This window comes from Streptomyces koelreuteriae, assembly GCF_018604545.1.
Lineage (GTDB): Bacteria > Actinomycetota > Actinomycetes > Streptomycetales > Streptomycetaceae > Streptomyces > Streptomyces koelreuteriae.
The window spans coordinates 4,197,719-4,221,077 of the sequence record NZ_CP075896.1 but is presented as its reverse complement, the minus strand read 5'-3'; the positions used below and the strand labels follow the sequence as shown (position 1 = coordinate 4,221,077).

General features: G+C 69.3%; 26 protein-coding genes. 12 read left to right on the top strand and 14 right to left on the bottom strand.

Going from position 1 to position 23,359, the window contains the following annotated elements; all coding sequences use genetic code 11:
* Positions 1-31 precede the first annotated feature (31 nt).
* The 4 genes from KJK29_RS18955 to KJK29_RS18940 all read right to left on the bottom strand — a co-directional run bounded on the left by KJK29_RS18955 (position 32) and on the right by KJK29_RS18940 (position 2,322).
* Positions 32-466, bottom strand: coding sequence for an SsgA family sporulation/cell division regulator (locus tag KJK29_RS18955; protein ID WP_184593809.1), 435 nt, complete (start codon positions 464-466; stop codon positions 32-34).
* Positions 467-563: 97 nt separating this feature from the next.
* A complete protein-coding gene (locus KJK29_RS18950; RefSeq protein ID WP_370869144.1) occupies positions 564-1,430 on the bottom strand; it encodes an IclR family transcriptional regulator in 867 nt (288 codons plus the stop codon).
* A gap of 204 nt (positions 1,431-1,634) precedes the next feature.
* Positions 1,635-1,847, bottom strand: a complete 213-nt coding sequence (locus tag KJK29_RS18945) for a DUF5326 family protein (protein WP_020271174.1) — start codon at positions 1,845-1,847, stop codon at positions 1,635-1,637.
* A 157-nt stretch (positions 1,848-2,004) separates the two neighbouring features.
* Complete coding sequence (locus KJK29_RS18940) at positions 2,005-2,322, bottom strand: cupin domain-containing protein (protein WP_184593813.1); 318 nt, start codon at positions 2,320-2,322, stop codon at positions 2,005-2,007.
* Positions 2,323-2,382: 60 nt separating this feature from the next.
* On the opposite strand from KJK29_RS18940, the gene KJK29_RS18935 reads away from it, so the two are divergent.
* From KJK29_RS18935 to KJK29_RS18915, 5 genes are all read left to right on the top strand, one after another.
* Positions 2,383-2,760, top strand: coding sequence for a phage holin family protein (locus tag KJK29_RS18935; RefSeq protein ID WP_215120340.1), 378 nt, complete (start codon positions 2,383-2,385; stop codon positions 2,758-2,760).
* Between the two features lie 6 nt (positions 2,761-2,766).
* On the top strand, positions 2,767-3,258 hold the full coding sequence (locus KJK29_RS18930; RefSeq protein WP_215120339.1) for a low molecular weight protein-tyrosine-phosphatase: 492 nt from the start codon (positions 2,767-2,769) through the stop codon (positions 3,256-3,258).
* Positions 3,255-4,460 carry a cystathionine gamma-lyase gene (locus KJK29_RS18925; protein ID WP_215120338.1) on the top strand — a complete coding sequence of 402 codons (1,206 nt, stop codon included), beginning with the start codon at positions 3,255-3,257 and terminating at the stop codon, positions 4,458-4,460. Before KJK29_RS18930 ends, KJK29_RS18925 begins: the two co-directional genes overlap by 4 nt.
* A 198-nt stretch (positions 4,461-4,658) precedes the next feature.
* The gene (locus tag KJK29_RS18920) at positions 4,659-5,564 is read left to right on the top strand and encodes a LysR family transcriptional regulator (RefSeq protein WP_215120337.1); all 906 of its coding nucleotides are present in this window, start codon (positions 4,659-4,661) and stop codon (positions 5,562-5,564) included.
* Between the two features lie 88 nt (positions 5,565-5,652).
* Positions 5,653-6,135, top strand: a complete 483-nt coding sequence (locus KJK29_RS18915) for an NUDIX domain-containing protein (RefSeq protein WP_215120336.1) — start codon at positions 5,653-5,655, stop codon at positions 6,133-6,135.
* Positions 6,136-6,148: 13 nt separating this feature from the next.
* Here KJK29_RS18915 and KJK29_RS18910 read toward each other — a convergent pair whose 3' ends face one another.
* A complete protein-coding gene (locus KJK29_RS18910; protein ID WP_215120335.1) occupies positions 6,149-7,750 on the bottom strand; it encodes a globin domain-containing protein in 1,602 nt (533 codons plus the stop codon).
* A gap of 565 nt (positions 7,751-8,315) precedes the next feature.
* Here KJK29_RS18910 and KJK29_RS18905 point away from each other — a divergent pair.
* Complete coding sequence (locus KJK29_RS18905; protein WP_215120334.1) at positions 8,316-9,182, top strand: GNAT family N-acetyltransferase; 867 nt, start codon at positions 8,316-8,318, stop codon at positions 9,180-9,182.
* Positions 9,183-9,277: 95 nt separating this feature from the next.
* Here the strand turns inward: KJK29_RS18905 and KJK29_RS18900 are convergent, their stop codons facing one another.
* Together KJK29_RS18900 and KJK29_RS18895 are read right to left on the bottom strand one after the other, a co-directional pair.
* Complete coding sequence (locus KJK29_RS18900; protein WP_215120333.1) at positions 9,278-9,700, bottom strand: GlcG/HbpS family heme-binding protein; 423 nt, start codon at positions 9,698-9,700, stop codon at positions 9,278-9,280.
* Positions 9,701-9,767: 67 nt separating this feature from the next.
* On the bottom strand, positions 9,768-10,976 hold the full coding sequence (locus tag KJK29_RS18895) for an MFS transporter (RefSeq protein WP_215120332.1): 1,209 nt from the start codon (positions 10,974-10,976) through the stop codon (positions 9,768-9,770).
* Between the two features lie 142 nt (positions 10,977-11,118).
* Between KJK29_RS18895 and KJK29_RS18890 the strand changes: the two genes are divergently transcribed.
* Both KJK29_RS18890 and KJK29_RS18885 read left to right on the top strand, forming a co-directional pair.
* Complete coding sequence (locus KJK29_RS18890; RefSeq protein WP_215120331.1) at positions 11,119-11,583, top strand: MarR family winged helix-turn-helix transcriptional regulator; 465 nt, start codon at positions 11,119-11,121, stop codon at positions 11,581-11,583.
* Between the two features lie 39 nt (positions 11,584-11,622).
* Positions 11,623-12,075 (top strand): GNAT family N-acetyltransferase, encoded by a 453-nt coding sequence (locus KJK29_RS18885; RefSeq protein WP_215120330.1) that lies wholly within the window; start codon positions 11,623-11,625, stop codon positions 12,073-12,075.
* An 85-nt stretch (positions 12,076-12,160) separates the two neighbouring features.
* Here KJK29_RS18885 and KJK29_RS18880 read toward each other — a convergent pair whose 3' ends face one another.
* Both KJK29_RS18880 and dnaB read right to left on the bottom strand, forming a co-directional pair.
* Positions 12,161-13,546, bottom strand: coding sequence for a serine hydrolase domain-containing protein (locus KJK29_RS18880; protein WP_215120329.1), 1,386 nt, complete (start codon positions 13,544-13,546; stop codon positions 12,161-12,163).
* 74 nt (positions 13,547-13,620) lie between these two features.
* On the bottom strand, positions 13,621-15,102 hold the full coding sequence (gene dnaB / locus KJK29_RS18875) for a replicative DNA helicase (RefSeq protein ID WP_215120328.1): 1,482 nt from the start codon (positions 15,100-15,102) through the stop codon (positions 13,621-13,623).
* A 460-nt stretch (positions 15,103-15,562) separates the two neighbouring features.
* Here dnaB and KJK29_RS18870 point away from each other — a divergent pair, with 460 nt between their 5' ends.
* Entirely contained in the window at positions 15,563-16,900 is a 1,338-nt protein-coding gene (locus KJK29_RS18870; protein WP_215120327.1) for an MATE family efflux transporter, read from the top strand.
* A gap of 161 nt (positions 16,901-17,061) precedes the next feature.
* Here the strand turns inward: KJK29_RS18870 and rplI are convergent, their stop codons facing one another.
* From rplI to rpsF, 4 genes are all read right to left on the bottom strand, one after another.
* Positions 17,062-17,508, bottom strand: a complete 447-nt coding sequence (rplI, locus tag KJK29_RS18865; RefSeq protein WP_215120326.1) for a 50S ribosomal protein L9 — start codon at positions 17,506-17,508, stop codon at positions 17,062-17,064.
* A gap of 18 nt (positions 17,509-17,526) precedes the next feature.
* Positions 17,527-17,763, bottom strand: coding sequence for a 30S ribosomal protein S18 (gene rpsR / locus KJK29_RS18860; protein ID WP_003949403.1), 237 nt, complete (start codon positions 17,761-17,763; stop codon positions 17,527-17,529).
* Between the two features lie 44 nt (positions 17,764-17,807).
* Positions 17,808-18,401: a single-stranded DNA-binding protein gene (locus tag KJK29_RS18855; RefSeq protein ID WP_215120325.1), complete on the bottom strand. Its 594-nt coding sequence runs from the start codon at positions 18,399-18,401 to the stop codon at positions 17,808-17,810.
* 76 nt (positions 18,402-18,477) lie between these two features.
* Positions 18,478-18,768, bottom strand: a complete 291-nt coding sequence (rpsF, locus tag KJK29_RS18850) for a 30S ribosomal protein S6 (protein ID WP_030847098.1) — start codon at positions 18,766-18,768, stop codon at positions 18,478-18,480.
* 263 nt (positions 18,769-19,031) lie between these two features.
* Here rpsF and KJK29_RS18845 point away from each other — a divergent pair, with 263 nt between their 5' ends.
* The 3 genes from KJK29_RS18845 (at position 19,032) to KJK29_RS18835 (ending at position 21,730) form a co-directional block, all read left to right on the top strand.
* Positions 19,032-19,349, top strand: a complete 318-nt coding sequence (locus tag KJK29_RS18845) for a hypothetical protein (protein ID WP_215120324.1) — start codon at positions 19,032-19,034, stop codon at positions 19,347-19,349.
* Between the two features lie 166 nt (positions 19,350-19,515).
* Positions 19,516-20,637, top strand: a complete 1,122-nt coding sequence (femX, locus tag KJK29_RS18840) for a peptidoglycan bridge formation glycyltransferase FemX (RefSeq protein WP_215120323.1) — start codon at positions 19,516-19,518, stop codon at positions 20,635-20,637.
* 61 nt (positions 20,638-20,698) lie between these two features.
* Positions 20,699-21,730, top strand: coding sequence for an alanine racemase (locus KJK29_RS18835; RefSeq protein ID WP_215120322.1), 1,032 nt, complete (start codon positions 20,699-20,701; stop codon positions 21,728-21,730).
* Between the two features lie 113 nt (positions 21,731-21,843).
* On the opposite strand, the gene KJK29_RS18830 is transcribed toward KJK29_RS18835, so the two are convergent.
* Positions 21,844-23,355, bottom strand: coding sequence for a glycosyltransferase family 87 protein (locus KJK29_RS18830; RefSeq protein ID WP_215124349.1), 1,512 nt, complete (start codon positions 23,353-23,355; stop codon positions 21,844-21,846).
* Positions 23,356-23,359 lie beyond the last annotated feature (4 nt).

Below are 23,359 nucleotides of genomic sequence, written 5' to 3'. Positions count from 1 at the left end.
CGTTACTCCACGACGCCGACCGACGGGTGGCTCACCCGGCGCCCTGTTCCGCCAGGATGCGGTCCAGCGCCTCGTCGAGGTGGGCGTCGAAGTCGGCGAGCGAGCCTTCCTGGCCGAGCGGCACCAGCTTGTCGGTGCGGTCGAGGAAGGCGACGAGCGGTGCCGTGGAGGAACGGAACAACGCCTGGTCGCTGCCCACCTGAAGCCTGATCAGCACCTCGCCCAGCGTGTCCGGTTCGACGGGGGTGACCCGCACATCGCCCTCGCCGCACGGCCGGCCGACGCCGTCGATCAGCAGCTCCCGGCCGAAAGCCCACGTCACGGGCGCGTCACCGGGCAGGTGGAACGTCAGCCGGACGGCATAGGGATCACTGGTCTCATAGCGCAGCTCCACCGGAATGCGGAAGGAGAGCTCCTCGGACACAAGGAAGCTCATCATGACCTCTGCTTGTACGGACTCGCGCATCGCTAACCCCGTCATTCGCCGTGACTGGCCGGGAACGAACCTCTGACACTGATGGAATCTTGCTGAACGTACACAGCAGATCACAAGGAGTGAGTTTTCACATACTGATAGAGAGCGCCAGCGACCCGAGTCGCCGCCCGATCTCGTACTGCAACTGCCGGGCCGCGGGCAGCAGCCGGTCCTCCTGATGGGCGGGCAGGGAGATGGCCATCGTCGCCGCCGTGGTGCCCAGAGTCAGCGGGATCGCCGCGCAGACCGCGCCCAGGGCGTACTCCTGACGCTCGGTCACCGGTTCCATCCGCCGCATCCGCTCCAGACGCCGGAGCAGACTGTGGTTGTCCCGCACCGTGTACGGCGTGAGGGGCTGCACCGGGTAGCGGTCGAGGTGGTCGCGACGGGCCTCGGCGTCCAGTTGGGACAGCAGGCACTGCCCGATGGCGTGCGCGTGCCCGGTCTCCCGGAAGTCGGCCCACTCCTCGACCGCCGGGGCGCCCGGGCTCTCGGAGACGCACATGACCTCGATCTCGCCCTCGCGGTACGCCGCGTAGTAGACGGGGACGCCGAGGAGGTCTCGCCACTGCGCGAGCGTGTCGACCACCGTGCTGCGACGTTTCTGCCGCGCCCCGCTGCTGCTCAGCCGCTCGGCGGCCTCGCCGAGGAAGAACAGGCCCTTGTCCCGGCGCAGATAGCCCTCGTGCACGAGGGTGCGCAGCAGGTGGTACGTCGTGGGCAGCGCCAGCCCGGTCTCGCGGGCCAGTTGCTTGGCGGGGGCGCCGTAGACATGCCCGGCGACGGTTTCCAGCAGGCGCATGGCGCGCTGCACGGACCCGATGAGGGTCGCCGGAGGCGGGGATCCGGCGGGAGGCGGTGGTGTGGGGGGCGGTAGTGACTCGGAGGGTGCCGCCGAGCGCGGTTGCGCGGGAACGCTGCGCAGGTGGGCCGGTGCGGTGTCAGCCGGGGCCAAGGGTCACTCCCGAAACGCGAGGGGCCGACCCGTGCGGAGGAACACGGGTGGGGGTGTATGCCGCTCGCGGGGAAGTCCCCGCGTCGAGCCGGACTCTATTCGCCTGCCACCGCACGCAGACGGCCCGGCCGGGAAACTTCCCCCGCCCGAGGGAACGGGTGATTCCCCGCGTTCCCCGCTACCCCCACCGGTTTCCCACCGGCCTCACCAGTCGCTGCGGGACGAGGAGCTCGACGTGAACTTCCGTACGACGTAGATCAGTCCGCCGACCAGCGCCACGAAGACCAGCACCTTGAAGAGCAGTCCGATGACGAAGCCGACCACACTGGCGATCAGCCCACCGAACACGACCAGGGCGATGACCGGCACCGCGATCCACTTCACCCACCACGGCAGTCCCGTGAAGATCTCTCGCATCGCCCTCGTCCTTGTCTCTCCACCCGTTCGAGTGCCGGGTCCTGTTCGGTCTTCTGACGTTCCGCACTCGATGCTAGGTCCGGAAGGGGGTCCGGCGGGGGCCTCGCACCCCTTGTCCTCCCCTGACCGAACCCCTAGGGAACCCCGAGGCGGTCCGTCAGCTCTCGGGCGGAGAGAACACCACCAGCACCCTGAGGTCCTCGGTGATGTGGTGGAACTTGTGGGCGACACCCGCCGGCACATAGACCACGCTGCCGCGCGCCACCTGGGTCGTCTCCAGGCCGACGGTGATCGCGGCCCGGCCGCTCACAACGAAGTAGACCTCGTCCTGATTGTGCGGCTTCTGTGGATCCTGCTCGCCCGCGTCGAGGGCGTACAGACCGACCGACATGTTCTGCGCCCGCAGAAACTGCAGGTAGGCGCCCTCGTTGGCGGCGCGCTCCGCCTCCAGTTCGTCCAGCCGGAATGCCTTCATCGCCTAGTCCGCCCCTGCCTCTTGTGCCCGTGCCCGATCAGGTCTGCCACGATCAGACACATGAAGAATTTCGTAGTCAAGACGATCGCCAACGCCGGTGCCCTGGCGGTCGCCGTATGGCTGCTCGACAAGATCACCCTGACCGGTGACAGCACGGGCATGAAGATCGGCACCCTGATCATCGTCGCGCTGATCTTCGGCCTGGTGAACTTCCTGGTCAAGCCGCTCGTCAAGCTGCTCAGCCTCCCGCTGCTGATATTGACGCTCGGCCTGTTCACCCTGGTCGTCAACGCGCTGATGCTGCTGCTCACCTCGTGGCTGGCCGACCAGTTCGACCTGAGCTTCCAGGTGGACGGGTTCTGGACGGCCGTCCTGGGCGGCCTGATCATCTCTGTCGTCTCCTGGGCGCTGAACGTCGTCCTGCCCGACGGGGACTGAGCGCGTATGACGTACCGAGTCTGCTTCGTCTGCACGGGCAACATCTGCCGTTCCCCGATGGCGGAGGTCGTCTTCCGGGCCCGCGTGGCGGAGGCCGGACTCGACGGCCTGGTCGAGGTCGACAGCGCCGGCACGGGCGGCTGGCACGAGGGCGACGGCGCCGACCCGCGCACGGTGGCCGTCCTGGAGGAGAACGGCTACGACACCGGCCACACGGCCCGGCAGTTCCAGCCGTCGTGGTTCTCCCGACTGGACCTGGTCGTCGCCCTCGACGCCGGTCACCTCCGCGACCTGCGCCGCCTCGCGCCCACGGAAGAGGACGCGCGCAAGGTGCGGCTGCTCCGCTCGTACGACCCCGCCGCGGGCGACGACCTCGACGTGCCGGACCCCTACTACGGGGGCGCGGACGGTTTCGAGGAGTGCCTTGAGATGGTGGAGGCGGCGAGCACCGGTCTGCTCGCCGCAGTGCGTGCGGACGTGGAGGGACGAGTGGCATGAGTGAATCCGCGACGGGTGACCAGGGCGGATCGACGGGCGGGACGGCCCGGACATCGGGCGACGCGGCCCAGGTCGCCGCCGACGCCGGTGACGGCACGCGGGCGGTACGGGCCGGGCTGCCCGAGCCGGTCAAGCACGAGCCCACCCTGCCCGGACCGGTGTTCGCCGCCCACTTCCATCTGCCGGGCGACCCGACCGGCCCGTACACCTACGGCCGTGACGAGAACCCGACCTGGACGCTGCTGGAGCGCGCAGTCGGCGAGCTGGAGGCGCCCGGCCGGGACGACGCCGAGACGCTCGTCTTCGCGTCGGGCATGGCCGCGACCTCGGCGGTGCTCTTCTCCCAGCTGCGCGCCGGTGATGTGTGCGTCCTGCCTGACGACGGCTATCAGGCACTGCCCCTGGTCCGCGCCCAGCTGGAGACCTACGGCATCGAGGTACGCACCGCGCCGACCCGCGGCGACGCCCAGCTCGACGTCCTGGACGGCGCGAAGCTGCTGTGGATCGAGACGCCGTCGAACCCCGGGCTCGACGTGTGCGACATCAGGCGGCTCGCCGACGCGGCACACGCGCGTGGTGCCCTGGTGGCCGTCGACAACACCCTCGCGACACCGCTCGGCCAGCGCCCCCTGGAGCTCGGCGCCGACTTCGCGGTGGCCAGCGGCACCAAGCAGCTCACGGGGCACGGCGACATCCTCCTGGGCTATGTCGTCGGCCGTGACGCCGAGGCCATGGCCTCGGTGCGCCGCTGGCGCAAGATCGCCGGAGCGATTCCCGGGCCCATGGAGGCCTGGCTCGCGCACCGTTCGATCGCGACGTTGCAGCTGCGGGTCGACCGGCAGGGCACGACCGCCCTCGCGGTCGCAGAAGCGCTGCGCGCGCGTCCCGAGGTGACCGGACTGCGCTATCCCGGACTTCCCGACGACCCCGCGCACAAGATCGCGGCTCAGCAGATGCGGCGCTTCGGGTGCGTGGTGTCGTTCACCCTGCCCACGCGCGAGCGGGCCGACCGTTTCCTCGACGCGCTGCGGCTCGTGGACGACGCGACGAGCTTCGGCGGGGTACGGTCCACGGCCGAACGGCGCGGCCGCTGGGGCGGCGACGCTGTCCCGGAGGGCTTCATCCGCCTGTCGGTCGGCGCCGAGGACCCCGAGGACCTGATGGCGGACGTACTGCGGGCACTGGACACGTCGGCGGCCTGACCATCCCCCACGGACGGTCCGAGCCTCCCCCCTCGTGGCTCGGACCGTCCCCCGGTTCCGCGCGCAAGAACCGCGCGACCAAGGCTAGTTGACTCTCTGTCAGTGTCCAATCACAGTAGCGACAGAGACCTATCGACTTATTTATAGTTGAGCGGGGCCGGAGGGCCGGGAGCGGGGCCGAAGAGGGGAGAGTCTGCGGTGGATCTGGCCTTGCTGCGGACCTTCGTGACCGTGCACCGGGCCGGCTCCTTCACCCGCGCCGCCGCCCTGCTGGGCCTCTCCCAGCCCGCCGTCACCTCGCAGATACGGACCCTGGAACGGCAGCTGGGCCGCCCCCTGTTCCTGCGGCAGGCCCGTGGCGTGACCCCGACGAGCATCGGCGACGAACTCGCCCACAAGGCCGCACCGCATCTCGACGCTCTGGTGGAGATAACGGAGACCGGCCTCGACGACGACTCCTCCTTACGGACACTGCACCTCGCCGGGCCTGCGGAGTTCACCGCCGAACGAGCTCTGCCCGCGCTCACTGAGCTGATCGGCGAGGACGGTCAGGGCTTCGCCCTGCGCGCCTCCTTCGGAAACGCCGAGGAGACGCTGGAAGGGCTCTCCGCCGGGCATCACGATCTGGCCATCAGCACGGCCCAGCCACGGGGCGCCCTGCTCACGGCGACTGCTCTCTGCGACGAGGAGCACGTCCTGGTCGCCGCCCCGCGCTGGGCCGAACAGATCGGCGCCGGGCAGCCGGACCGCAAGCCGGAACCGTCCCTGGAGCAGGTGCCCGTGGTGGAGGTGCACGAGTCGCTGCCCTTCGTCTCCCGCTACTGGGCCTCCGTCTTCGACTCGCGCCCCGCCGCCCCGGGCACGGTCATCGTTCCCGACCTGCGCGCGGTCCTGGCCTGTGCGGTCGCTGGGGCGGGCCTGGCGGTGCTCCCGCGCTATCTGTGTGCGGCCGCGCTGGAACGGGGTGACGTCGTCGCCCTGCACGAGCCGGCGGTGCCGCCGCTGCGGACCTACTTCCTGGTGGTCCGCACCGGGACGCTCGCGATGCCCCATATAGCGCGGGCCCACGAGTGGTTGCAGCGCGCCTCGACCGACTGGTGCTGAGGCGCCCGGGACCGTGCCTCACTCTGAGAGCTCGGCCGGTGACGATTCGCGATGTTTCACGTGGAACCAGCCGGGCCACATTTCACTCATGACCGTCCGACCTGTGGTCAAGCGCACCGCCCGTGCCATTCTGCTGGACGGTGACGACCTGATCCTGATCAAGCGCACCAAGCCGGGCGTGGATCCCTACTGGCTCACTCCCGGCGGCGGGGTCGAGCCCGACGACTCGACCGTCGTCGACGCCCTGCACCGAGAGGTGTACGAGGAGCTCGGCGCCAAGATCATCGATGTGGTGCCCTGCTTCGTGGACACCATGGAGCACATCGGGGAGGACGGCGGCGCGACCGGTGTGAAGGTGCAGCACTTCTTCGTCTGCCACCTGGAGTCCATGGACCCGTCCCTCCGCCACGGCCCCGAGGTGGACGAACCCGTCGGCGAGTACGAGATCGTGCGTGTGCCCTTCACCCGCGTCGGGATCGCCTCCGTGCACCTGGTGCCGCTGTCGCTGCGGCACTACCTGGACGGCAACATCGAGGGCGTACGGGCCATGCACGCCCCCGACCTGGGCTGACACCGGCAGCGGTTCAGGGCCCGGCCGCGACCAGTTCCTCCACGGAGTCGTGCCGAATACGGTCCGACGGGATACCGACGTCCCTCAGGGCGTCCACACCGCTGCGGATCATCCCGGGCGGGCCCGAGAGATAGGCGTCGAACTCGTCCCATGGCCCGTAGGCGCGGATCGCGTCCGGGAGCTGCTGGTGTGCCTGCTGGTCGATGATCGCGCGGACCGAGAGCCAGGGGTGGCTCTGCTGGAGGCGGAGCATGGTGTCGATGTCGTACAGGTCGTGATCGGTGCGGGCCCCGTAGAAGACCTCGACCGACCGGCGGTCCCCGTGCTCGGCGACGTCTTCGACCAGTGCCTTGATGGGCGCGATGCCCGTGCCGCCGCCCACGCAGAGCAGACCGCTCTCGGTGGTGTGGTCCACGGTCATGGCGCCGGCGGGCGGGCCGAGCCGGATGATGTCGCCGGGGCGGGCACGGTGCACCAGGGCGTTGGAGACCCAGCCGGCCGGGACGGCCTTCACATGGAACGACAGCAGGCCGTCGGAGCGGGGCGCCGCGGCGAAGGAGTAGTGCCGCCAGATCCGGGGCCACCAGGGTGTCTCCACGCTCGTGTACTGCCCGGCGAGGAAGGGGTACGGCTGGTCGGGGCGGACGGTGATGACCGCGACGTCCGGAGTTCTGAGGTCGTGCGTGACGACCTCGGCGTACCACCAGGCCGGGGCACGCAATTCGTCCGTGGCCGCCGCGTCGATCATGACCTGGGAGATGGTGGTGTAGGTCCGGATCCAGGCCGCCTCCATCTCCTCGTTCCAGACCCCGGCGGCGTACTTGCTCAGCGCGCCGATGAGGCATTCGCCGACGGCCGGGTAGTGCTCGGCCCGCGTTCCGTACTTGCGGTGGCCCCGGCCGAGGTTCTGCAGGTAGTCGACCAGGACCTCTTTGTTGTCGATGTGCTCGGCGGCCGTGAGCAGCGCCTTGAGCAGACGGTCCCGCTGCGTGTCCATCGCGGGCGGGAACATCGGCCGCAGGTCCGGGTAGCGGACGAAGAGCAGGGCGTAGAAGTACGACGTGACCTTCTCGGCCACGGGTGCGACCTCGGCCATGGCACGGCGGACGAGGACGGCGTCCGGGGACGCTTCCTGGGCCGGTGCGGAGGCGGCTTGGCCCGGGTGCGACGCGGGGGTGGGCCGCTGGGTGGGAACCCACGTCTCGTCGGGGCCGGGTGCGGAGGGAGCGGTGGAGGCGAACGGCGCCGGTGTGAGCGTCGTGGGCGCGGGACCCGCTGACGAGGCAGCGGCGACGCTTGCCGCGGCGGGAGCCGAGGCGTGCTGTGCGGCCAGGGGACTGGGCGCGGGTATCGCTTCCTGAGGCGCACGCGCCTGTTCGGGCTCACCGGTACTCGCGCCGCTGGTCGTCGGAGCGGGCGGCACCGCCGTGCCGTCGGCCGGAGTCTCCGGAGCGGGCCCTGGCCTGCCCACGGGGCGTATCGCGGCCGGGCGGCGCCCCTCCGGCGCAGCGGGTTCGCTGTCCGGTGTCGTCGTCGGCTTCTTGCGGGGCGTGAACCAGCCGCCTCCGCCGCCGGAAGTGCCGTTGTCGGCCGACGTGGTGGTCGGAGCGTCCATGGTGTGCCTCGCCTCGAGCATCTTTCGGTCGGTCTGCGCACTTCCCTATTCGGAAGGTGCCTGCTTTCCCCCGTGGACGGTCTGCGTTCCCATCCATGTCGTGGCCAATGCGGCCACATTCAACCCGTATTTCGGCTCCGTACGGACAAGTAGGCAAGAGTGTGACATTGCCCGCAGTGCTCTCACCCGAGCTTCCCACTCGTCTGGACGGCTCAGTCGCGTAACCGAAAACGCGGGTCTTCGATCTCTCCGTCCCATTAGGCTGCATTGCCCTCTGTCCGGCCCGCACGGAACGGGTCACCCGCCCCGAATGCGAACCGGAGTCGACCCTACCGGCCACCGCCGTGCACACAAGTCCCCCCTTCCCTCATCACGAATGAGGGCACCGCGCGAATCATCAGTACTGCCAACTACTGGACATCGCGCCTGTGTTTCACGTGAAACGTCCAGCGTCTGACCGCTCCCTGACCGCTCTCTGTGCAGACGGCTACAACTGGCCAAAAGCTCGTATGGGTCCGGGGAAAGCGGTGGACGTCAGGGGCCCCTGTCGGACAGCCTGACCTGCGTGCCGACTCCTTCCCTTGCCTCATTGCCCATCCGCCGTCTGACGCTCCGCGATCTCGCCGCCTGCGCCGACTTGTCTCAGGACCGGGGGTGGCCACGGGAGGAGCACAAGTGGGGCTTCCTCCTCACGGCTGGGAAGGGCTACGGCATCGATGACCCCGACGGCGGCCTCGTGAGCGCCTGCGTCGTCACCGAGTACGGACCGCAGGAGCACCCCGCCCTCGCGGCAATCGGCATGGTTCTGGTCGCCGATCGGTATGCCCGACAGGGTGTGGGACGCCGACTGATGCACCATGTCGTCTCGGCGATGGGCCCCACCCCCCTCACCCTGCACGCGACACCGAACGGCCGCCCCCTCTACGAGGAACTCGGCTTCAAGGTCACCGGGCGAGCGGAGATGGTGCGCGGCCACTTCACTCCCGGCGGACCGGATCCCGAGGTCGCCACCCGTGCCGCGACCGCCGAGGACCTTTCCGCCATCCTCCGGCTCGACGAGCAGGCGTTCGGGACCGACCGCACGCACATCGTCACGCGACTGCCCGCCTTCGCCGACCAGTTGCGCGTGGCCGAGGAGGGCGGGCGGATCATCGGGTACGCGGCCGCCTGGCCCAACATGGACACCCATGTCGTCGGCCCGCTCATCGCACGCGACACGGCGGTCGCCCAGGCGCTCCTCGCCTCCCTCGCGGCCCACACCGACCGTCCTCTGCGCACCGATATCGACGTGCGGCACGAGGAGCTCCTGGCGTGGGTGAAGGAGCGCGGCCTGGCCTCCATCGCCTTCAACTCGGTGATGACGTACGGAATCACCGAGCTGCCCGGAGACTGGACCCGCCGGTTCGCGCCGGTCACGGTCGCGGCGGGCTGAGGAGCGCGGACACCCGGGCTGAAGGCCCCCGGATACGACTACGCCTGCTCCCCGGGGATCGGGGAGCAGGCGTAGTCGCGTGTGCCGGGTCCGGGTCAGGCGAGGGTCTCCACGGCGGTCGTGGCGAAGCCGTGGTCCTGCTCCGGGGCGCCACCGCCGACGCCGATCGCGCCGATCAGGCGGCCGTCGCGGTGCACCGGCACGCCGCCCGCGATGAACAGCAGCGGCCGGTCGAGCGCGGTCGGCAGCGTGTGGAAGGGCCCTCCGGGCTGCACGGCGTCGACGAGGTCGGCGGTGGGCGCGTTCAGCTGGAGAGCGGTGTAGGCCTTGCGGGTGCTGGTCTCGCCGGAGATCAGCACGGCACGGTCGTCACGCCGGAAGGCGAGCAGATGACCACCCGCGTCCAGGACGGTGACACTGACGGTCACACCTGCGGCCTCGGCGGCACGACGGGCGGCGGTGACGAGGGCGTCGGCGTCCTGGGTGGTCAGCGGGGCGACGGCTGTGGTGGTGCTCATGAGGGGGTTCTCCTAGGGACTTTCTGGTTGGTTCTGGTCTGGCTCCGGGCCGAGGCGTCCCGGTGGCTCAGTGGTGGACGGCGGTCCGCTGCTCGGCCGGCGCGGCTCCCGTGACGGCGGTGCCGCGGGCACCGTCGCGGCGCTCCAGAGCGGCCGAGAGGAAGGCCAGGAGCAGGGCGCCCGCCGCCAGGGCGGCACCGACCCAGTTGGGGGCGGTGTAGCCGAGGCCCGCCGCGATCACGAGGCCGCCGAGCCACGCGGAGAGGGCGTTGCCCAGGTTGAAGGCGCCGATGTTCACGGCGGAGGCCAGAGTCGGGGCACCGTGCGCCTGGTCGAGGACCCGCTTCTGGAGCGGCGGGACGGTGGCGAAGCCCAGGGCGCCGATCAGCGCGATCGTGACGGCCGACAGCAGCTTGTCGTGCGCGGTGAGGGTGAACAGCGCCAGCACGACGGCCAGGGCGCCCAGGGAGACGTACAGCATGGGCATCAGGGCGCGGTCGGCGAACTTGCCGCCGACGAGGTTGCCGCCGACCATGCCGAGGCCGAAGAGGACCAGCAGCCAGGTGACGGAGCCCTCGGCGAAGCCGGTGACGTGGGTCATCATCGGCGCGATGTAGGTGATGGCCGCGAAGACACCGCCGAAGCCGAGGACGGTCATCGCCATCGCGAGCAGCACCTGCACGTTCTTGAAGGCGGCCAGCTCGTGCTTCAGGTGCACGCCCTCCGGCTTGGGCATATCGGGGACGAGCCGGGCGATGCCGGCCAGGCCGATGACACCGAGGGCGGCGACGACGGCGAAGGTCACACGCCAGCCGAGGGACTGTCCGACGAGCGTGCCCAGCGGGACGCCGACGACGTTGGCGACGGTCAGCCCGGTGAACATCATCGAGATGGCTCCGGCCTTCTTGTCCGGGGCCACCAGTTCGGCCGCGACGACCGCGCCGATACCGAAGAAGGCGCCATGGGCGAGCGAGGCGACGATCCGGCCGATCAGCATGACGGAGAAGGCGGGGGCGAGAGCCGAGAGCAGATTGCCGACGATGAACAGGCCCATCAGCACCATCAGCATCCGCTTGCGGGAGACCTTGGTGCCGAGGACGGTCATCAGCGGGGCGCCGAACATGACACCGAGCGCATAGCCGGTCACCAGGTACCCGGCGGTGGGGATGGAGACCCCGTAGTCGCCCGCGACCTGGGGCAGCAAGCCCATGATCACGAATTCCGTCGTTCCGATCCCGAAGGCCCCGATCGCGAGGGCCAGAAGCGCGAGAGGCATGGAGGGGTTACCTTCCCAGAAGATTGCAGGAGCGCTTTGCGTGCGTCCACAATAGTTGCACACGCGGGCTATAGGCAAACGACGTCAATTGCAGGGCTGCTCTATCCTGGGTGTCAGCCGCTCCGGGACGGAGGAAACGCCAATGACAGCGACGGACCCCGCGCTCACCGCGCTCGCCCAGGGCTGGTGCGCCCTTTCCCTGCTGCACGGGAGGATCGAGGGCCACATCGAGCGCGCCCTGCAGGCCCAGCACGACCTGAGCGCGCGGGAGTACTCCCTGCTGGACGTGCTCAGCCGACAGCACGACGGGGACGGGGGCCATCTGCAGATGAAGCAGGTCGCCGACGCGGTCGTGCTCAGCCAGAGCGCCACCACCCGTCTGGTCACCCGCCTCGAGGACCGCGGGCTCCTGGAGCGCTATCTGTGCCCCACCGACCGCCGGGGCATCTACACGAACGTCACCGAGGCGGGCCTCGAGCTGCTGGAAGCGGCACGGCCGACCAATGACGCCGCCCTGCGTGAGGCCCTGGACGAGGCGGCGAAGAACCCCGAGCTGGCCCCGCTGGTCCGGGTGGTCGAGACGCTGAAGGCCCCGGTGCCCGCATAGGACGCTGCCGCGCCGGGCACCTCTGCGTAGGCTGCGCCCATGGGAGATCTTGAGATACGTGCCGCCGTCACCGACGACGTCCCGGCGATCGTCGGAATGCTCGCGGACGACCCCCTGGGCGCACAGCGCGAGTCACCGGACGACCTCGCCCCGTACCTGACCGCGCTGGAGCGGCTCAGCAGCGACCCCAACCAGCGACTGGTCGTGGCGGTGCGGGAGGGCCGGGTCGTCGGCACGCTCCAGCTCACGATCATTCCCGGGCTGTCCCGACGCGGTGCGACCAGGTCGATCATCGAAGGCGTGCGCATCCACGCCGACGAACGCGGCAGCGGCCTGGGGACACAGCTCATCGAGTGGGCGATCAGCGAATCCCGCGACTCGGGCTGCCAGTTGGTCCAGCTGACCTCCGACACCTCGCGCACCGACGCCCACCGCTTCTACGAGCGGCTCGGCTTCACGGCCTCCCACACGGGCTTCAAGCTCTCGCTGTGATCGGCATGCGAGAGGCGCTCTGTTTCACGTGAAACAGACTCACGTGAAGCGAAGCGCCCCTCGTCGTCACTGCCTGCCGAACTGCCTAGCCGATCCCGCGCCACCCCTCCGGGTCGACCCCACCCGGCACAGGAGCCCCCTCGTCGTACGGCTGACGCGTGAACACGAACGAGCCGAGGTCCAGATGGCTCACGGTTCCGTCCGGCCGCCGTACGGCCTTCAGGAGCTCGCCGGCGTAGTAGCCCTCAAGCCCGGTCCATGTGCCGTCGCCGTTCGGGCGGAACCGCGACCGCCGGCCGCCGCCGGACAGCGGCCCCAGCGAGACGAACCCGTCGGCGGTCAGCCGCAGCGCGTGGGTGTGCGTCCCCCAGTACCACTGGCCCGTCAGCTCCAGCGTCGACGGATCGACATCGCTCAGTGGCTTCCACGGGGAGGGGATGCGTGGTTCCGCCTCGGCCACGATGCCGACCAGGTCGGCGGCAACGGAGAACAGCGGCGGGCCCGAGGTGCAGTTGGCCAGGACCACCGCCGCAACGTCCTCCTCGACGTCGATCATGAGGCACGCGAGGAACCCGGGTAGCGAACCGGTGTGTCCGACGAGGGACCGCCCGTTCCACCGGCGGATCTCCATCCCCAGACAGTAGGCGTAGCCGCTCGCCACGTCCGCCGCGTCGTGGGGCGCCGCCGGTGTCCGCATCTCCCGAAGAGACTCGGCGCTCAGCACCCGCTCGTCGCCGTTGACCAGGAAGGCGGCGAAGCGCGCCAAGTCACGCGTGGTCGACCACAGTTGGCCTGCCGGGGCCATGCGCCCCAGGTCCTCGGTGGGCTCGGGGAGCATCACGTCGGCCCAGGGATGCACCGCCCAGCCACCCGCGTGCGGCGCCTGGGGCCGCACGCTCGTGCGGTGCAACTCCAGGGGTTCGAGCACTTCGCGCCGAAGGACCGCCTCCCAGGAGGCGCCGCGCAGCTTCTCGATGAGCGCGCCGAGCAGCGCGTAGCCCGGGTTCGAGTAGTGGAACCGGCGGCCGGGCGGAGACAGCAGCGGCCGCTCGCCCAGCACGTCGGCGAGTTCGGGCCGCAGAGAACCGGGGCTCCGCTCCCACCACGGTCCCGGTGTCTCGGCCGCCAGTCCTCCGGCGTGCGCGAGCAGTTCGGCGACGGTCGCCTCCCCCACGCCGGTGCCCGGCAGGTGCTTCTCCAACGGATCCCCGAGGTCCAGCGCTCCCTCGTCGCGCAGCCGCAGGACGAGAACCGCCGTGAAGGTCTTGGTGATCGAGCCGATCCGGTACTGCACGTTCTCGTCCGGCGCATGCCCCTCCACCGAGGTCCGCGCGCCTGTCCACACCGGCTTGCCGTCCCGCACGACGGCCGCGACGAGCGACGGCGCCCGTCCTTCGGCCTGGGCGACGGCGATCCGGTGCAGCAGTGCGCGACGCGTGCCGGGAAGCAGCTCTCCCTGAGATGTCGTCATGGGTCCCAGTCCACCCGCCCCGGCGGCGCCGCGTCGAGCACATTCCGGACCGGTGTCGCCGGAGCTCGGTCAGGTCAGGTCTGCGCCATGTCCACGAACCGTGAGTAGTGGCCCTGGAAGGCGACCGTGATCGTCGCCGTCGGGCCGTTACGGTGCTTGGCCACGATCAGGTCGGCCTCGCCCGCGCGCGGCGACTCCTTCTCATAGGCGTCCTCGCGGTGCAGCAGGATGACCATGTCGGCGTCCTGCTCGATGGAGCCGGACTCACGCAGGTCGGAGACCATCGGCTTCTTGTCCGTACGCTGCTCGGGGCCACGGTTGAGCTGGGAGAGCGCGATGACCGGGAGCTCCAGCTCCTTGGCGAGGAGCTTGAGGTTACGGGACATGTCCGAGACCTCCTGCTGACGGTTCTCGGCACGCTTGGAGCCACCGGACTGCATCAACTGGAGGTAGTCGATGACGACCAGCCTGATGTCGTTGCGCTGCTTCAGGCGGCGGCACTTGGCGCGGATCTCCATCATCGACAGGTTGGGCGAGTCGTCGATGAAGAGCGGTGCGGCCGAGACGTCCGGCATACGCCGGGCCAGGCGCGTCCAGTCCTCGTCCGTCATCGTGCCGGACCTCATGTGGTGCAGGGCGACCCGGGCTTCGGCGGACAGCAGACGCATCGCGATCTCGTTGCGGCCCATTTCGAGCGAGAAGATCACGCTCGGCAGGTTGTTCTTGATCGAGCAGGCTCGCGCGAAGTCCAGCGCGAGCGTGGACTTACCCATGGCGGGCCGGGCGGCGATGACGATCATCTGGCCCGGGTGCAGACCGTTGGTGAGGGAGTCGAAGTCCGTGAACCCCGTGGGCACACCGGTCATCTCACCGCTGCGCGAGCCGATCGCCTCGATCTCGTCGAGCGCGCCCTCCATGATGTCGCCGAGCGGCAGGTAGTCCTCGCTGGTGCGCTGCTCGGTGACCGCGTAGACCTCTGCCTGGGCGCGGTTGACGATCTCGTCGACGTCGTCGTCGGCCGCGTATCCCATCTGGGTGATGCGCGTACCGGCCTCGACCAGGCGCCGCAGGACGGCACGCTCGTGGACGATCTCCGCGTAGTAGGCGGCGTTCGCCGCTGTGGGCACCGTCTGGACGAGGGTGTGCAGATACGACGCCCCGCCGACCTTGTTGATCTCGCCGCGCTTGGTGAGTTCGGCGGCGATGGTGATGGGGTCGGCCGGCTCGCCCTTGGCGTAGACGTCGAGGACGGCCTGATAGATCGTCTCGTGGGCCGGCTTGTAGAAGTCGTGGCCCTTGAGGATCTCGACGACGTCGGCGATGGCGTCCTTGGACAGGAGCATGCCGCCGAGGACGGACTGCTCGGCCTCGATGTCCTGCGGCGGTACCCGTTCGAACGAGGTGCCTCCGCCGCCGTCCCACTCGCCGTTGTCCCGGCCGCGCTCGTGCTGCTCGTCGCGGCCTCGGGCGCCGTCACCACGACGGCGGGAAGAGGGCAGACGATCACTGGGCCCGCTGTCGGCCCACGGGTCGTCCAAGGGCTCGGAAATGCTCACCGAGCCACCTCCTCCCGTCCGCCGCAGCAGACCTCGCCGTGCCCCTCTTTTCTACGGCACGGCACTGACAAATGAGAGGCCCAACTCCGGTTACTGGACGCCGGTTTTGTGACGTTTCGAAAACCGACGGACGGAGCGGGCGCCGGACTACCGTAGGCCCGTCGGCACCGTCAGCCAATCTGGTTATCCACAGGCCATGTGGACGACGGCCCAGATGCTGTGGAGAACTCGGCGAAACCTGTGCACGACCCGGTGGACAGGCCTGTGAACAAGCTTCCACTCATCACAAGGAAGCCACCCTGACCTGCAACTTTGCCATCCACTGGCTGTGCAGAAGAAAAACTTCCCCAACCGGCCCAAGATCGCTTCGAAAGGTGCACAGCAGTGCGCACCTCTGGACGAATGGTAAGGGTCACAAAAGCTTTGCATCTCTTACCTGTGGACGATTAGATTAGTGCACATGACACAGGCCCCCGCGCGCCCTCGAGTCGGCCGGAGACAGCACGACCGAGAGATCGTCGCACTCGCCGTGCCGGCCTTCGGCGCGCTCGTCGCCGAGCCTCTCTTCCTCATGACCGACACCGCCATCGTCGGCCATCTGGGCACAGCCCAACTCGCCGGTCTCGGCGTCGCCTCGGCCCTGCTGATGACCGCCGTCAGCGTCTTCGTCTTCCTCGCCTACGCCACGACAGCGGCGGTCGCCCGTCGCGTCGGCGCGGGTGATCTCCCGGCCGCCATCCGTCAGGGCATGGACGGCATCTGGCTGGCTCTGCTCCTCGGCGCCGGCGTCGTCGCCGTCGCCCTGCCGACAGCGCCCCATCTCGTGGAGCTCTTCGGCACCTCGGACGCCGCAGCCCCCTACGCGATCACGTATCTGCGCATCTCCGTGCTCGGCATACCGGCGATGCTCGTCGTCCTCGCCGCGACCGGCCTCCTGCGCGGCCTCCAGGACACCAAGACCCCCCTCTATGTCGCCGTCATCGGCTTCGTGGCCAACGGCGCTCTCAACGCGGGGCTCGTGTACGGGGCAGGACTGGGGATCGCCGGCTCCGCCTGGGGCACCGTCATCGCCCAGTGCGGCATGGCCGCGGTCTACCTCGCGGTGGTTCTGCGTGGAGCGCGGAAGCATGGCGCCTCCCTGCGCCCGGACGCCGCCGGGATCAGGGCGTCCGCTCAGGCCGGTGTGCCCCTGCTGGTCCGCACCCTCTCCCTGCGGGCGATCCTGATGATCGCCACGGCGGTTGCCGCCCGGCTCGGGGATGCCGACATCGCCGCACACCAGATCATCCTGTCCCTGTGGAGCCTGCTCGCCTTCGCTCTCGACGCCATCGCCATCGCGGGGCAGGCCATCATCGGGCGCTACCTAGGAGCCGGTGACACAGAGGGCGCCCGCGCGGTATGCCGTCGGATGGTGGAGTGGGGTATCGCCGTCGGAGTCGTCCTCGGAGCCCTGGTCGTCCTCGCCCGACCGGCGTTCCTGCCCCTGTTCACCAGTGACTCGGCGGTCAAGGACGCGGCCCTGCCCGCCCTGGTCATCGTCGCTCTCTCGCAGCCGATCTCCGGCATCGTCTTCGTCCTGGACGGAGTCCTGATGGGCGCCGGCGACGGTCCCTACCTCGCCTGGGCGATGGTGCTCACCCTGGCGGTCTTCACCCCGGTCGCCCTGCTGGTTCCGGTACTGGGCGGTGGACTCACCGCTCTCTGGGCCGCCATGACGCTGATGATGACCATGCGGATGCTGACTCTGTGGCTCCGAAGCCGCTCAGGGCGGTGGATGGTCACGGGCGCGACCCGCTGACGACCGGGCTCGGCCGACGGACTGTTTCACGTGAAACACGGTGTTTCACGTGAAACCAGATACCGCGCCGACGGATACGACGAGATGGGCCCGGATACGACGATGGGGCCGCACCCCGAAGGGTGCGGCCCCATCGCTCACTGCATCAGCGAGCGCGGCACTCAGGCCGCGACGACCTCGATGCTGACCTTGGCGTCAACCTCGGGGTGCAGACGCACGGACGACTGGTGAGCGCCGAGCGACTTGATCGGCGAACCGATCTCGATGCGGCGCTTGTCGACCTCGGGGCCACCGGCAGCCTTGATCGCCGAGGCGATGTCGGCCGGGGTGACGGAACCGAAGAGGCGGCCGGCGTCGCCGGCACGGACGGCCAGACGGACCTTGACGCCCTCGAGCTGGGCCTTCACCTGGTTGGCCTGCTCGATGGTCTGGATCTCGTGGATCTTGCGAGCACGACGGATCTGCTCGACGTCCTTCTCGCCACCCTTGGTCCAGCGGATAGCGAACTTCCGCGGGATCAGGTAGTTGCGAGCGTAACCGTCCTTGACGTCGACGACGTCGCCCGCGGCGCCGAGGCCGGAGACCTCGTGGGTGAGGATGATCTTCATGTGTCGGTCACCCTTCCCTTATCGCGCGGTGGAGGTGTAGGGCAGCAGCGCCATCTCACGGCTGTTCTTCACGGCCGTGGCGACGTCACGCTGGTGCTGCGTGCAGTTGCCGGTCACGCGGCGGGCACGGATCTTGCCGCGGTCGGAAATGAACTTCCGCAGCATGTTCGTGTCCTTGTAGTCCACGTACGTGACCTTGTCCTTGCAGAATGCGCAGACCTTCTTCTTCGGCTTGCGCACAGGCGGCTTCGCCATGGTGATTCTCCTGTGTGATCAAGAAGTTTGGGTGCGAACCCGCCCTAGAAGGGGGGCTCGTCCGAGTAGCCGCCGCCACCGCCGCCGCCGGAGTTTCCACCCCAGCCGCCGCCACCGCCCTGGTTGCCACCGGCGGGAGCGCCGGTCGCCCACGGGTCGTCAGCGGGAGCGCCGCCGCCCTGCTGGCCGCCACCGGGGCCGCCGCCCCAGCCGCCGCCACCCTGGCCGCCACCGCCACCGCTGCCGCCGCCGTAGCCGCCCTGGCCACCGCGGCCGGTGGTCTTGGTGACCTTGGCCGTGGCGTTGCGCAGGCTGGCGCCGACTTCCTCGACGTCCAGCTCGTAGACCGTGCGCTTGACGCCCTCCCGGTCCTCGTAGGACCGCTGCTTCAGCCGGCCCTGCACGATGACGCGCATGCCTCGCTGGAGCGACTCGGCGACGTTCTCAGCCGCCTGGCGCCAGACCGAGCAGGTCAGGAAGAGGCTCTCGCCGTCCTTCCACTCGTTCGTCTGGCGGTCGAAGGTGCGGGGAGTGGACGCGACACGGAACTTCGCGACGGCCGCACCGGAGGGGGTGAAGCGCAGCTCGGGGTCGTCGACAAGATTGCCGACCACCGTGATGACGGTCTCGCCTGCCATGGGGAACCTCTCGGCGGGTTTGCTGCTGGCTGCTTGTGCTGCTACTCGAATCCCGGGATCAGCTGAGCGGGAGAGCTCAGTGGGTCTCGGGGCGGAGGACCTTGGTCCGGAGGACCGACTCGTTCAGGTTCATCTGGCGGTCGAGCTCCTTGACGACCGCAGGCTCGGCCTGCAGGTCGATGACCGAGTAGATGCCCTCGGGCTTCTTCTTGATCTCGTACGCGAGACGACGACGACCCCAGGTGTCGACCTTCTCGACCTTTCCGCCGCCGTCACGGACGACAGAGAGGAAGTTCTCGATCAACGGAGAGACAGCGCGCTCCTCGACCTCGGGGTCGAGGATGACCATCACCTCGTAGTGACGCATGTGGAACCCACCTCCTTTGGACTCAGCGGCCACGGTCGATCCGTGGCAGGAGGGTTGTGATGCGTATCCGACGGTATCGGCCACCACTGACAGTCGGGGTTCTGTCGAGAACCCCCTGCCGTGATGTGGGCAGACACCGGTGCGGACGGTACAGAGTACCCGCACAGCGGCTTGCGGTTGAAATCCGGCCGCCAGGGCAGCCAATCTGTACACATCGGGTGTGTATGGCGCTACGATGCGCCGACTCTCGCAGGAGGTGCCCTATGGCACAGGCAATGCGACCCAACACCGCCGGCGGCCTCTTCGCCACGGACGGCAAGCCCCATCCCCTCCAGGACACCCTGCTCGCGGTGACCCTGGTGCTGGGCCTCACGTCGTTCGTCGTGGCACTCGTCGACGATGACCTGCACCTGCTCAGCTCCTGGGCGGGCCTCGTGGGCATTCTCACCGGCGCGTACGGCCAGTGGATCTCGGAGACGACCCGTGAGCGCTTCGGCCTGATCCTGGGCCTGGGAGCCTCGGCTGTCGGGTTCTTCCTGGGCATGGCGCACGGCGGGTTGTTCGGCGGTCTCATCGACTGACGCCAGGCACACCCCAGCTGAACATCGTGTGACGCCCCGGCCGCATACGGGCCGGGGCGAAGGTGGCGTACGCCCAACCGGCGCGCTCCCAAGGCGCAGTAGGCTTCGCGCGAGAGCCGGAGCCCCTGAACCCATGGGGACACACCAGCCCGAGGAGCGCCCCGAAATGAGCCTGACCCTGAGGACCATCAGCCGCGAGCAGCATCTGGCATACATCCAGAGCCTGCCGTCGGCGAGCCACATGCAGGTCCCGGCCTGGGCTGACGTCAAGGCGGAGTGGCGCTCCGAGCACCTCGGGTGGTTCGACGACAGGACCGGCGAGCTCGTCGGTGCCGGCCTGGTCCTCTACCGGCAGCTCCCCAAGATCAAGCGCTACCTCGCCTACCTGCCCGAGGGCCCGGTCATCAACTGGTTCTCGCCGAATCTGCAGGAATGGATCGAGCCGATGCTGGCTCATCTGAAGCAGCAGGGCGCCTTCTCCGTGAAGATGGGCCCGCCGGTGATCATCCGGCGCTGGGAGGCCGCCTCCATCAAGCAGGGCATCCAGAACCCTGACGTGAAGCGGCTGCGCGACATCGAGGCCGACCACATCGAGCCGCGCGCCTTCGAGGTCGCCGACAAGCTGCGCCGCATGGGCTGGCAGCAGGGCGAGGACGGCGGCGCCGGCTTCGGCGACGTCCAGCCCCGGTACGTCTACCAGGTGCCGCTGGCCAACCGCTCCCTGGAAGAGGTCCACAAGAACTTCAACCAGCTGTGGCGCCGCAACATCAAGAAGGCCGAGAAGGCCGGCGTCGAGGTCGTCCAGGGCGGCTACCAGGACCTCGAGGAATGGCAGCGGCTGTACGAGATCACGGCCGTGCGCGACCACTTCCGGCCGCGCCCGCTGTCGTACTTCCAGCGCATGTGGACGGCCCTCAACACCGAGGACCCCAACCGCATGCGGCTGTACTTCGCCCGGCACAACGGCGTGAACCTGTCGGCGGCGACGATGCTGATCGTCGGCGGTCACGTCTGGTACTCCTACGGCGCCTCCGACAACATCGGCCGTGAGGTCCGGCCGTCGAACGCGATGCAGTGGCGGATGCTGCGCGACGCCTACGCGCTCGGCGCCACCGTCTACGACCTGCGCGGCATCTCCGACTCGCTGGACGAGACCGACCACCTCTTCGGCCTGATCCAGTTCAAGGTGGGTACGGGCGGCCAGGCGGCCGAATACCTCGGCGAGTGGGACTTCCCGCTGAACAAGCTGCTGCACAAGGCGCTCGACATCTACATGTCGCGCCGCTGACCCCGCACTCACCCCTCATCCCGCACCTCTGACAGCCACGAGAAAGGTTCCAGGTCCGGCCATGGCGCTCACGCTCTACGTCGACACCGCGCGCTGGCGTGCGCACCACAAGCACGTGCAGGATCAGTTCCCCGGCCTCGTCCCGGTCTGCAAGGGCAATGGTTACGGCTTCGGGCACGAGCGACTGGCGGAGGAGGCCACCCGGCTGGGGTCGGACATCCTCGCCGTCGGCACGACGTACGAGGCCGCGCGGATCAAGGACTTCTTCGGCGGCGACCTGCTGGTGCTGACGCCGTACCGGCGCGGCGAGGAACCGGTTCCGCTGCCGGACCGGGTCATCCGCTCGGTCTCGTCGATAGACGGCGTCTACGGCCTGGTCGGTGCGCGTGTGGTGATCGAGGTGATGTCCTCGATGAAGCGGCACGGCATCAGCGAGCAGGACCTCGCCCAGCTGCACGCCGCCATCGAGAACGTCCGCCTGGAGGGCTTCGCCATCCATCTGCCGCTGGACCGCACCGACGGCTCGGACGCGGTCGAGGAGGTCATCGGCTGGATGGACCGGCTGCGTGCGGCCCGGCTGCCCCTGCACACCATGTTCGTCAGCCACCTCAAGGCCGACGAACTCGCCCGTCTCCAGCAGCAGTTCCCGCAGACCCGGTTCCGTGCCCGCATCGGCACGCGGCTGTGGCTGGGGGACCACGAGGCCACCGAGTACCGCGGCGCGGTCCTGGACGTCACGCGCGTCGCCAAGGGCGAGCGCTTCGGCTACCGGCAGCAGAAGGCGGCCTCGGACGGCTTCCTGGTGGTCGTGGCGGGCGGTACGTCGCACGGGGTGGGCCTGGAGGCCCCCAAGGCGCTGCACGGCGTCATGCCGCGCGCCAAGGGCGTCGCCCGCGCCGGCCTAGCGACGGTCAACCGGAACCTCTCACCGTTCGTCTGGGGCGGCAAGCAGCGCTGGTTCGCCGAGCCGCCGCACATGCAGGTCTCGATCCTGTTCGTGCCCTCGGACGCGCCGGAGCCGAAGGTCGGCGAGGAGCTGGTGGCCCATCTGCGGCACACCACCACGCAGTTCGACCGGATCATGGACCGCTGACCGGCGTGGTGCACTGAGGTCGCACAGCTCAGCGAGAAGGCCGTACACGGGCTCCCCGTGTACGGCCTTCTCGCTGTACGGCCCTTCGCTGTACGGCCCTTCGCGCCGTTCGCTCAGAGCGAACCGCCGGTCGCGTCCCGTTTGCCCCACTGGACCTGAGCCCCGTCGAACCGAGCGGTCGTGTGCCGGGCGGGACGGGCCGCCCGACCGAGGACGAAGACGTCCTCGGCTCCGTCGAGCACTCCACCCGAGGGGTCGTCGTCGCCGGACCGGCGCACCGGATCCCGCTCCGGCATGAAGATGTCGCGCACGATCATGGCGCACAGATACAGCGTCCCCAGCAGATGCAGGGCGATGGCCCAGTGGTAGCCGTCGGTCGGCAGGCCCTTGTGGGCGTCTCCGCTGGTCGTGTACGCGAGGTAGAGCCAGATCCCCAGAAAGTACGCCACCTCGCAGGTCTGCCAGATCAGGAAGTCCCGCCACTTCGGCCGGGCGAGGGCCGCCAGGGGCACCAGCCACAGGACGTACTGCGGCGAGTAGACCTTGTTGGTGAGGATGAACGCCGCGACGATCAGGAAGGCGAGCTGGGCGAACCGCGGGCGGCGCGGGGCGGTCAGGGCGAGCGCCGCGACAGCCGCGCAGCACACCAGCATCAGCAGCGTGGCGAGCGTGTTGACGGTGTCGATGCCGAGCGGGTCGTCCGAGTTCTGGGCCATGATCAGCCAGAAGGAGCCGAAGTCGACGCCTCGTTCCTGGCTGAACGTGTAGAACTTCGACCAGCCGTCGAACGCGAAGAGCATCACCGGCCCGTTCACCACGGCCCAGGCGACGACCGCGCCCCCCAGAGCCGTCCCGAACGCACGCCACTTGCCCGCGCGCCAGCACAGCACCAGCAGCGGCCCGAGGATCAGGAAGGGATAGAGCTTGGCGGCCGTGGCGAGCCCCAGCAGGACGCCGAAGGCGAGGGAGCGGCCGCGTGACCACATCAGCATCGCCGCGGCCGTCAGAGCCACCGCCAGCAGGTCCCAGTTGATGGTCGCCGTCAGCGCGAAGGCGGGCGCCAGGGCAACCAGCAGCCCGTCCCAGGGACGCCGGGCATGCGTACGGGTCACGCAGACGGCGATGACCGACGCGCACACCATGAGCATCCCGGCGTTGACCATCCAGTACCACTGCTCCTGGTACTGGATGGTGCCGCTGCCGGGGGTGAGCCAGGAGGCGACCTCCATGAAGACACCGGTCAGTACCGGGTACTCCAGGTACTGCATGTCCCCGGGGAGCCGGTCGAAGTACGGCACGAGCCCGTCGGCGAAGCCACGCCCCTGGTAGAGGTGCGGGATGTCCGAGTAGCAGGCGTGCGTGTACTGGGAGCTGGCTCCGACGAACCAGGCTCCGTTGAAGCAAGGCGCCTTCTGGACCAGGCCGAGAGCGAACATGCCGATCGCCACCAGCGCGATCACCCGCACGGGAGTCCACCGGGACGTCCCGAGCAGGGCACGCCGCCCCAACGGGCCGCCGATCAGCTCACTGCCGGCCGCGGCGACCTCGTCCTCCTTGGTCGGCCGCACCGGGTCCGGCTCGTGGACGCTCGCTGGCGTCGATTCTGCACTGGGCATGCCGCACATCCTG

Bases quoted from the DNA above. Each gene is read 5' to 3' on its own strand.
- KJK29_RS18955 (WP_184593809.1), bottom strand. From the start codon at position 466: ATGCGCGAGTCCGTACAAGCAGAGGTCATGATGAGCTTCCTTGTGTCC.
- KJK29_RS18945 (WP_020271174.1), bottom strand. From the start codon at position 1,847: ATGCGAGAGATCTTCACGGGACTGCCGTGGTGGGTGAAGTGGATCGCG.
- KJK29_RS18940 (WP_184593813.1), bottom strand. From the start codon at position 2,322: ATGAAGGCATTCCGGCTGGACGAACTGGAGGCGGAGCGCGCCGCCAAC.
- KJK29_RS18935 (WP_215120340.1), top strand. From the start codon at position 2,383: ATGAAGAATTTCGTAGTCAAGACGATCGCCAACGCCGGTGCCCTGGCG.
- KJK29_RS18930 (WP_215120339.1), top strand. From the start codon at position 2,767: ATGACGTACCGAGTCTGCTTCGTCTGCACGGGCAACATCTGCCGTTCC.
- KJK29_RS18925 (WP_215120338.1), top strand. From the start codon at position 3,255: ATGAGTGAATCCGCGACGGGTGACCAGGGCGGATCGACGGGCGGGACG.
- KJK29_RS18915 (WP_215120336.1), top strand. From the start codon at position 5,653: ATGACCGTCCGACCTGTGGTCAAGCGCACCGCCCGTGCCATTCTGCTG.
- KJK29_RS18910 (WP_215120335.1), bottom strand. From the start codon at position 7,750: ATGGACGCTCCGACCACCACGTCGGCCGACAACGGCACTTCCGGCGGC.
- KJK29_RS18900 (WP_215120333.1), bottom strand. From the start codon at position 9,700: ATGAGCACCACCACAGCCGTCGCCCCGCTGACCACCCAGGACGCCGAC.
- KJK29_RS18895 (WP_215120332.1), bottom strand. From the start codon at position 10,976: ATGCCTCTCGCGCTTCTGGCCCTCGCGATCGGGGCCTTCGGGATCGGA.
- KJK29_RS18890 (WP_215120331.1), top strand. From the start codon at position 11,119: ATGACAGCGACGGACCCCGCGCTCACCGCGCTCGCCCAGGGCTGGTGC.
- KJK29_RS18885 (WP_215120330.1), top strand. From the start codon at position 11,623: ATGGGAGATCTTGAGATACGTGCCGCCGTCACCGACGACGTCCCGGCG.
- KJK29_RS18880 (WP_215120329.1), bottom strand. From the start codon at position 13,546: ATGACGACATCTCAGGGAGAGCTGCTTCCCGGCACGCGTCGCGCACTG.
- KJK29_RS18870 (WP_215120327.1), top strand. From the start codon at position 15,563: ATGACACAGGCCCCCGCGCGCCCTCGAGTCGGCCGGAGACAGCACGAC.
- rplI (WP_215120326.1), bottom strand. From the start codon at position 17,508: ATGAAGATCATCCTCACCCACGAGGTCTCCGGCCTCGGCGCCGCGGGC.
- rpsR (WP_003949403.1), bottom strand. From the start codon at position 17,763: ATGGCGAAGCCGCCTGTGCGCAAGCCGAAGAAGAAGGTCTGCGCATTC.
- KJK29_RS18855 (WP_215120325.1), bottom strand. From the start codon at position 18,401: ATGGCAGGCGAGACCGTCATCACGGTGGTCGGCAATCTTGTCGACGAC.
- rpsF (WP_030847098.1), bottom strand. From the start codon at position 18,768: ATGCGTCACTACGAGGTGATGGTCATCCTCGACCCCGAGGTCGAGGAG.
- KJK29_RS18845 (WP_215120324.1), top strand. From the start codon at position 19,032: ATGGCACAGGCAATGCGACCCAACACCGCCGGCGGCCTCTTCGCCACG.
- femX (WP_215120323.1), top strand. From the start codon at position 19,516: ATGAGCCTGACCCTGAGGACCATCAGCCGCGAGCAGCATCTGGCATAC.
- KJK29_RS18835 (WP_215120322.1), top strand. From the start codon at position 20,699: ATGGCGCTCACGCTCTACGTCGACACCGCGCGCTGGCGTGCGCACCAC.
- KJK29_RS18830 (WP_215124349.1), bottom strand. From the start codon at position 23,355: ATGTGCGGCATGCCCAGTGCAGAATCGACGCCAGCGAGCGTCCACGAG.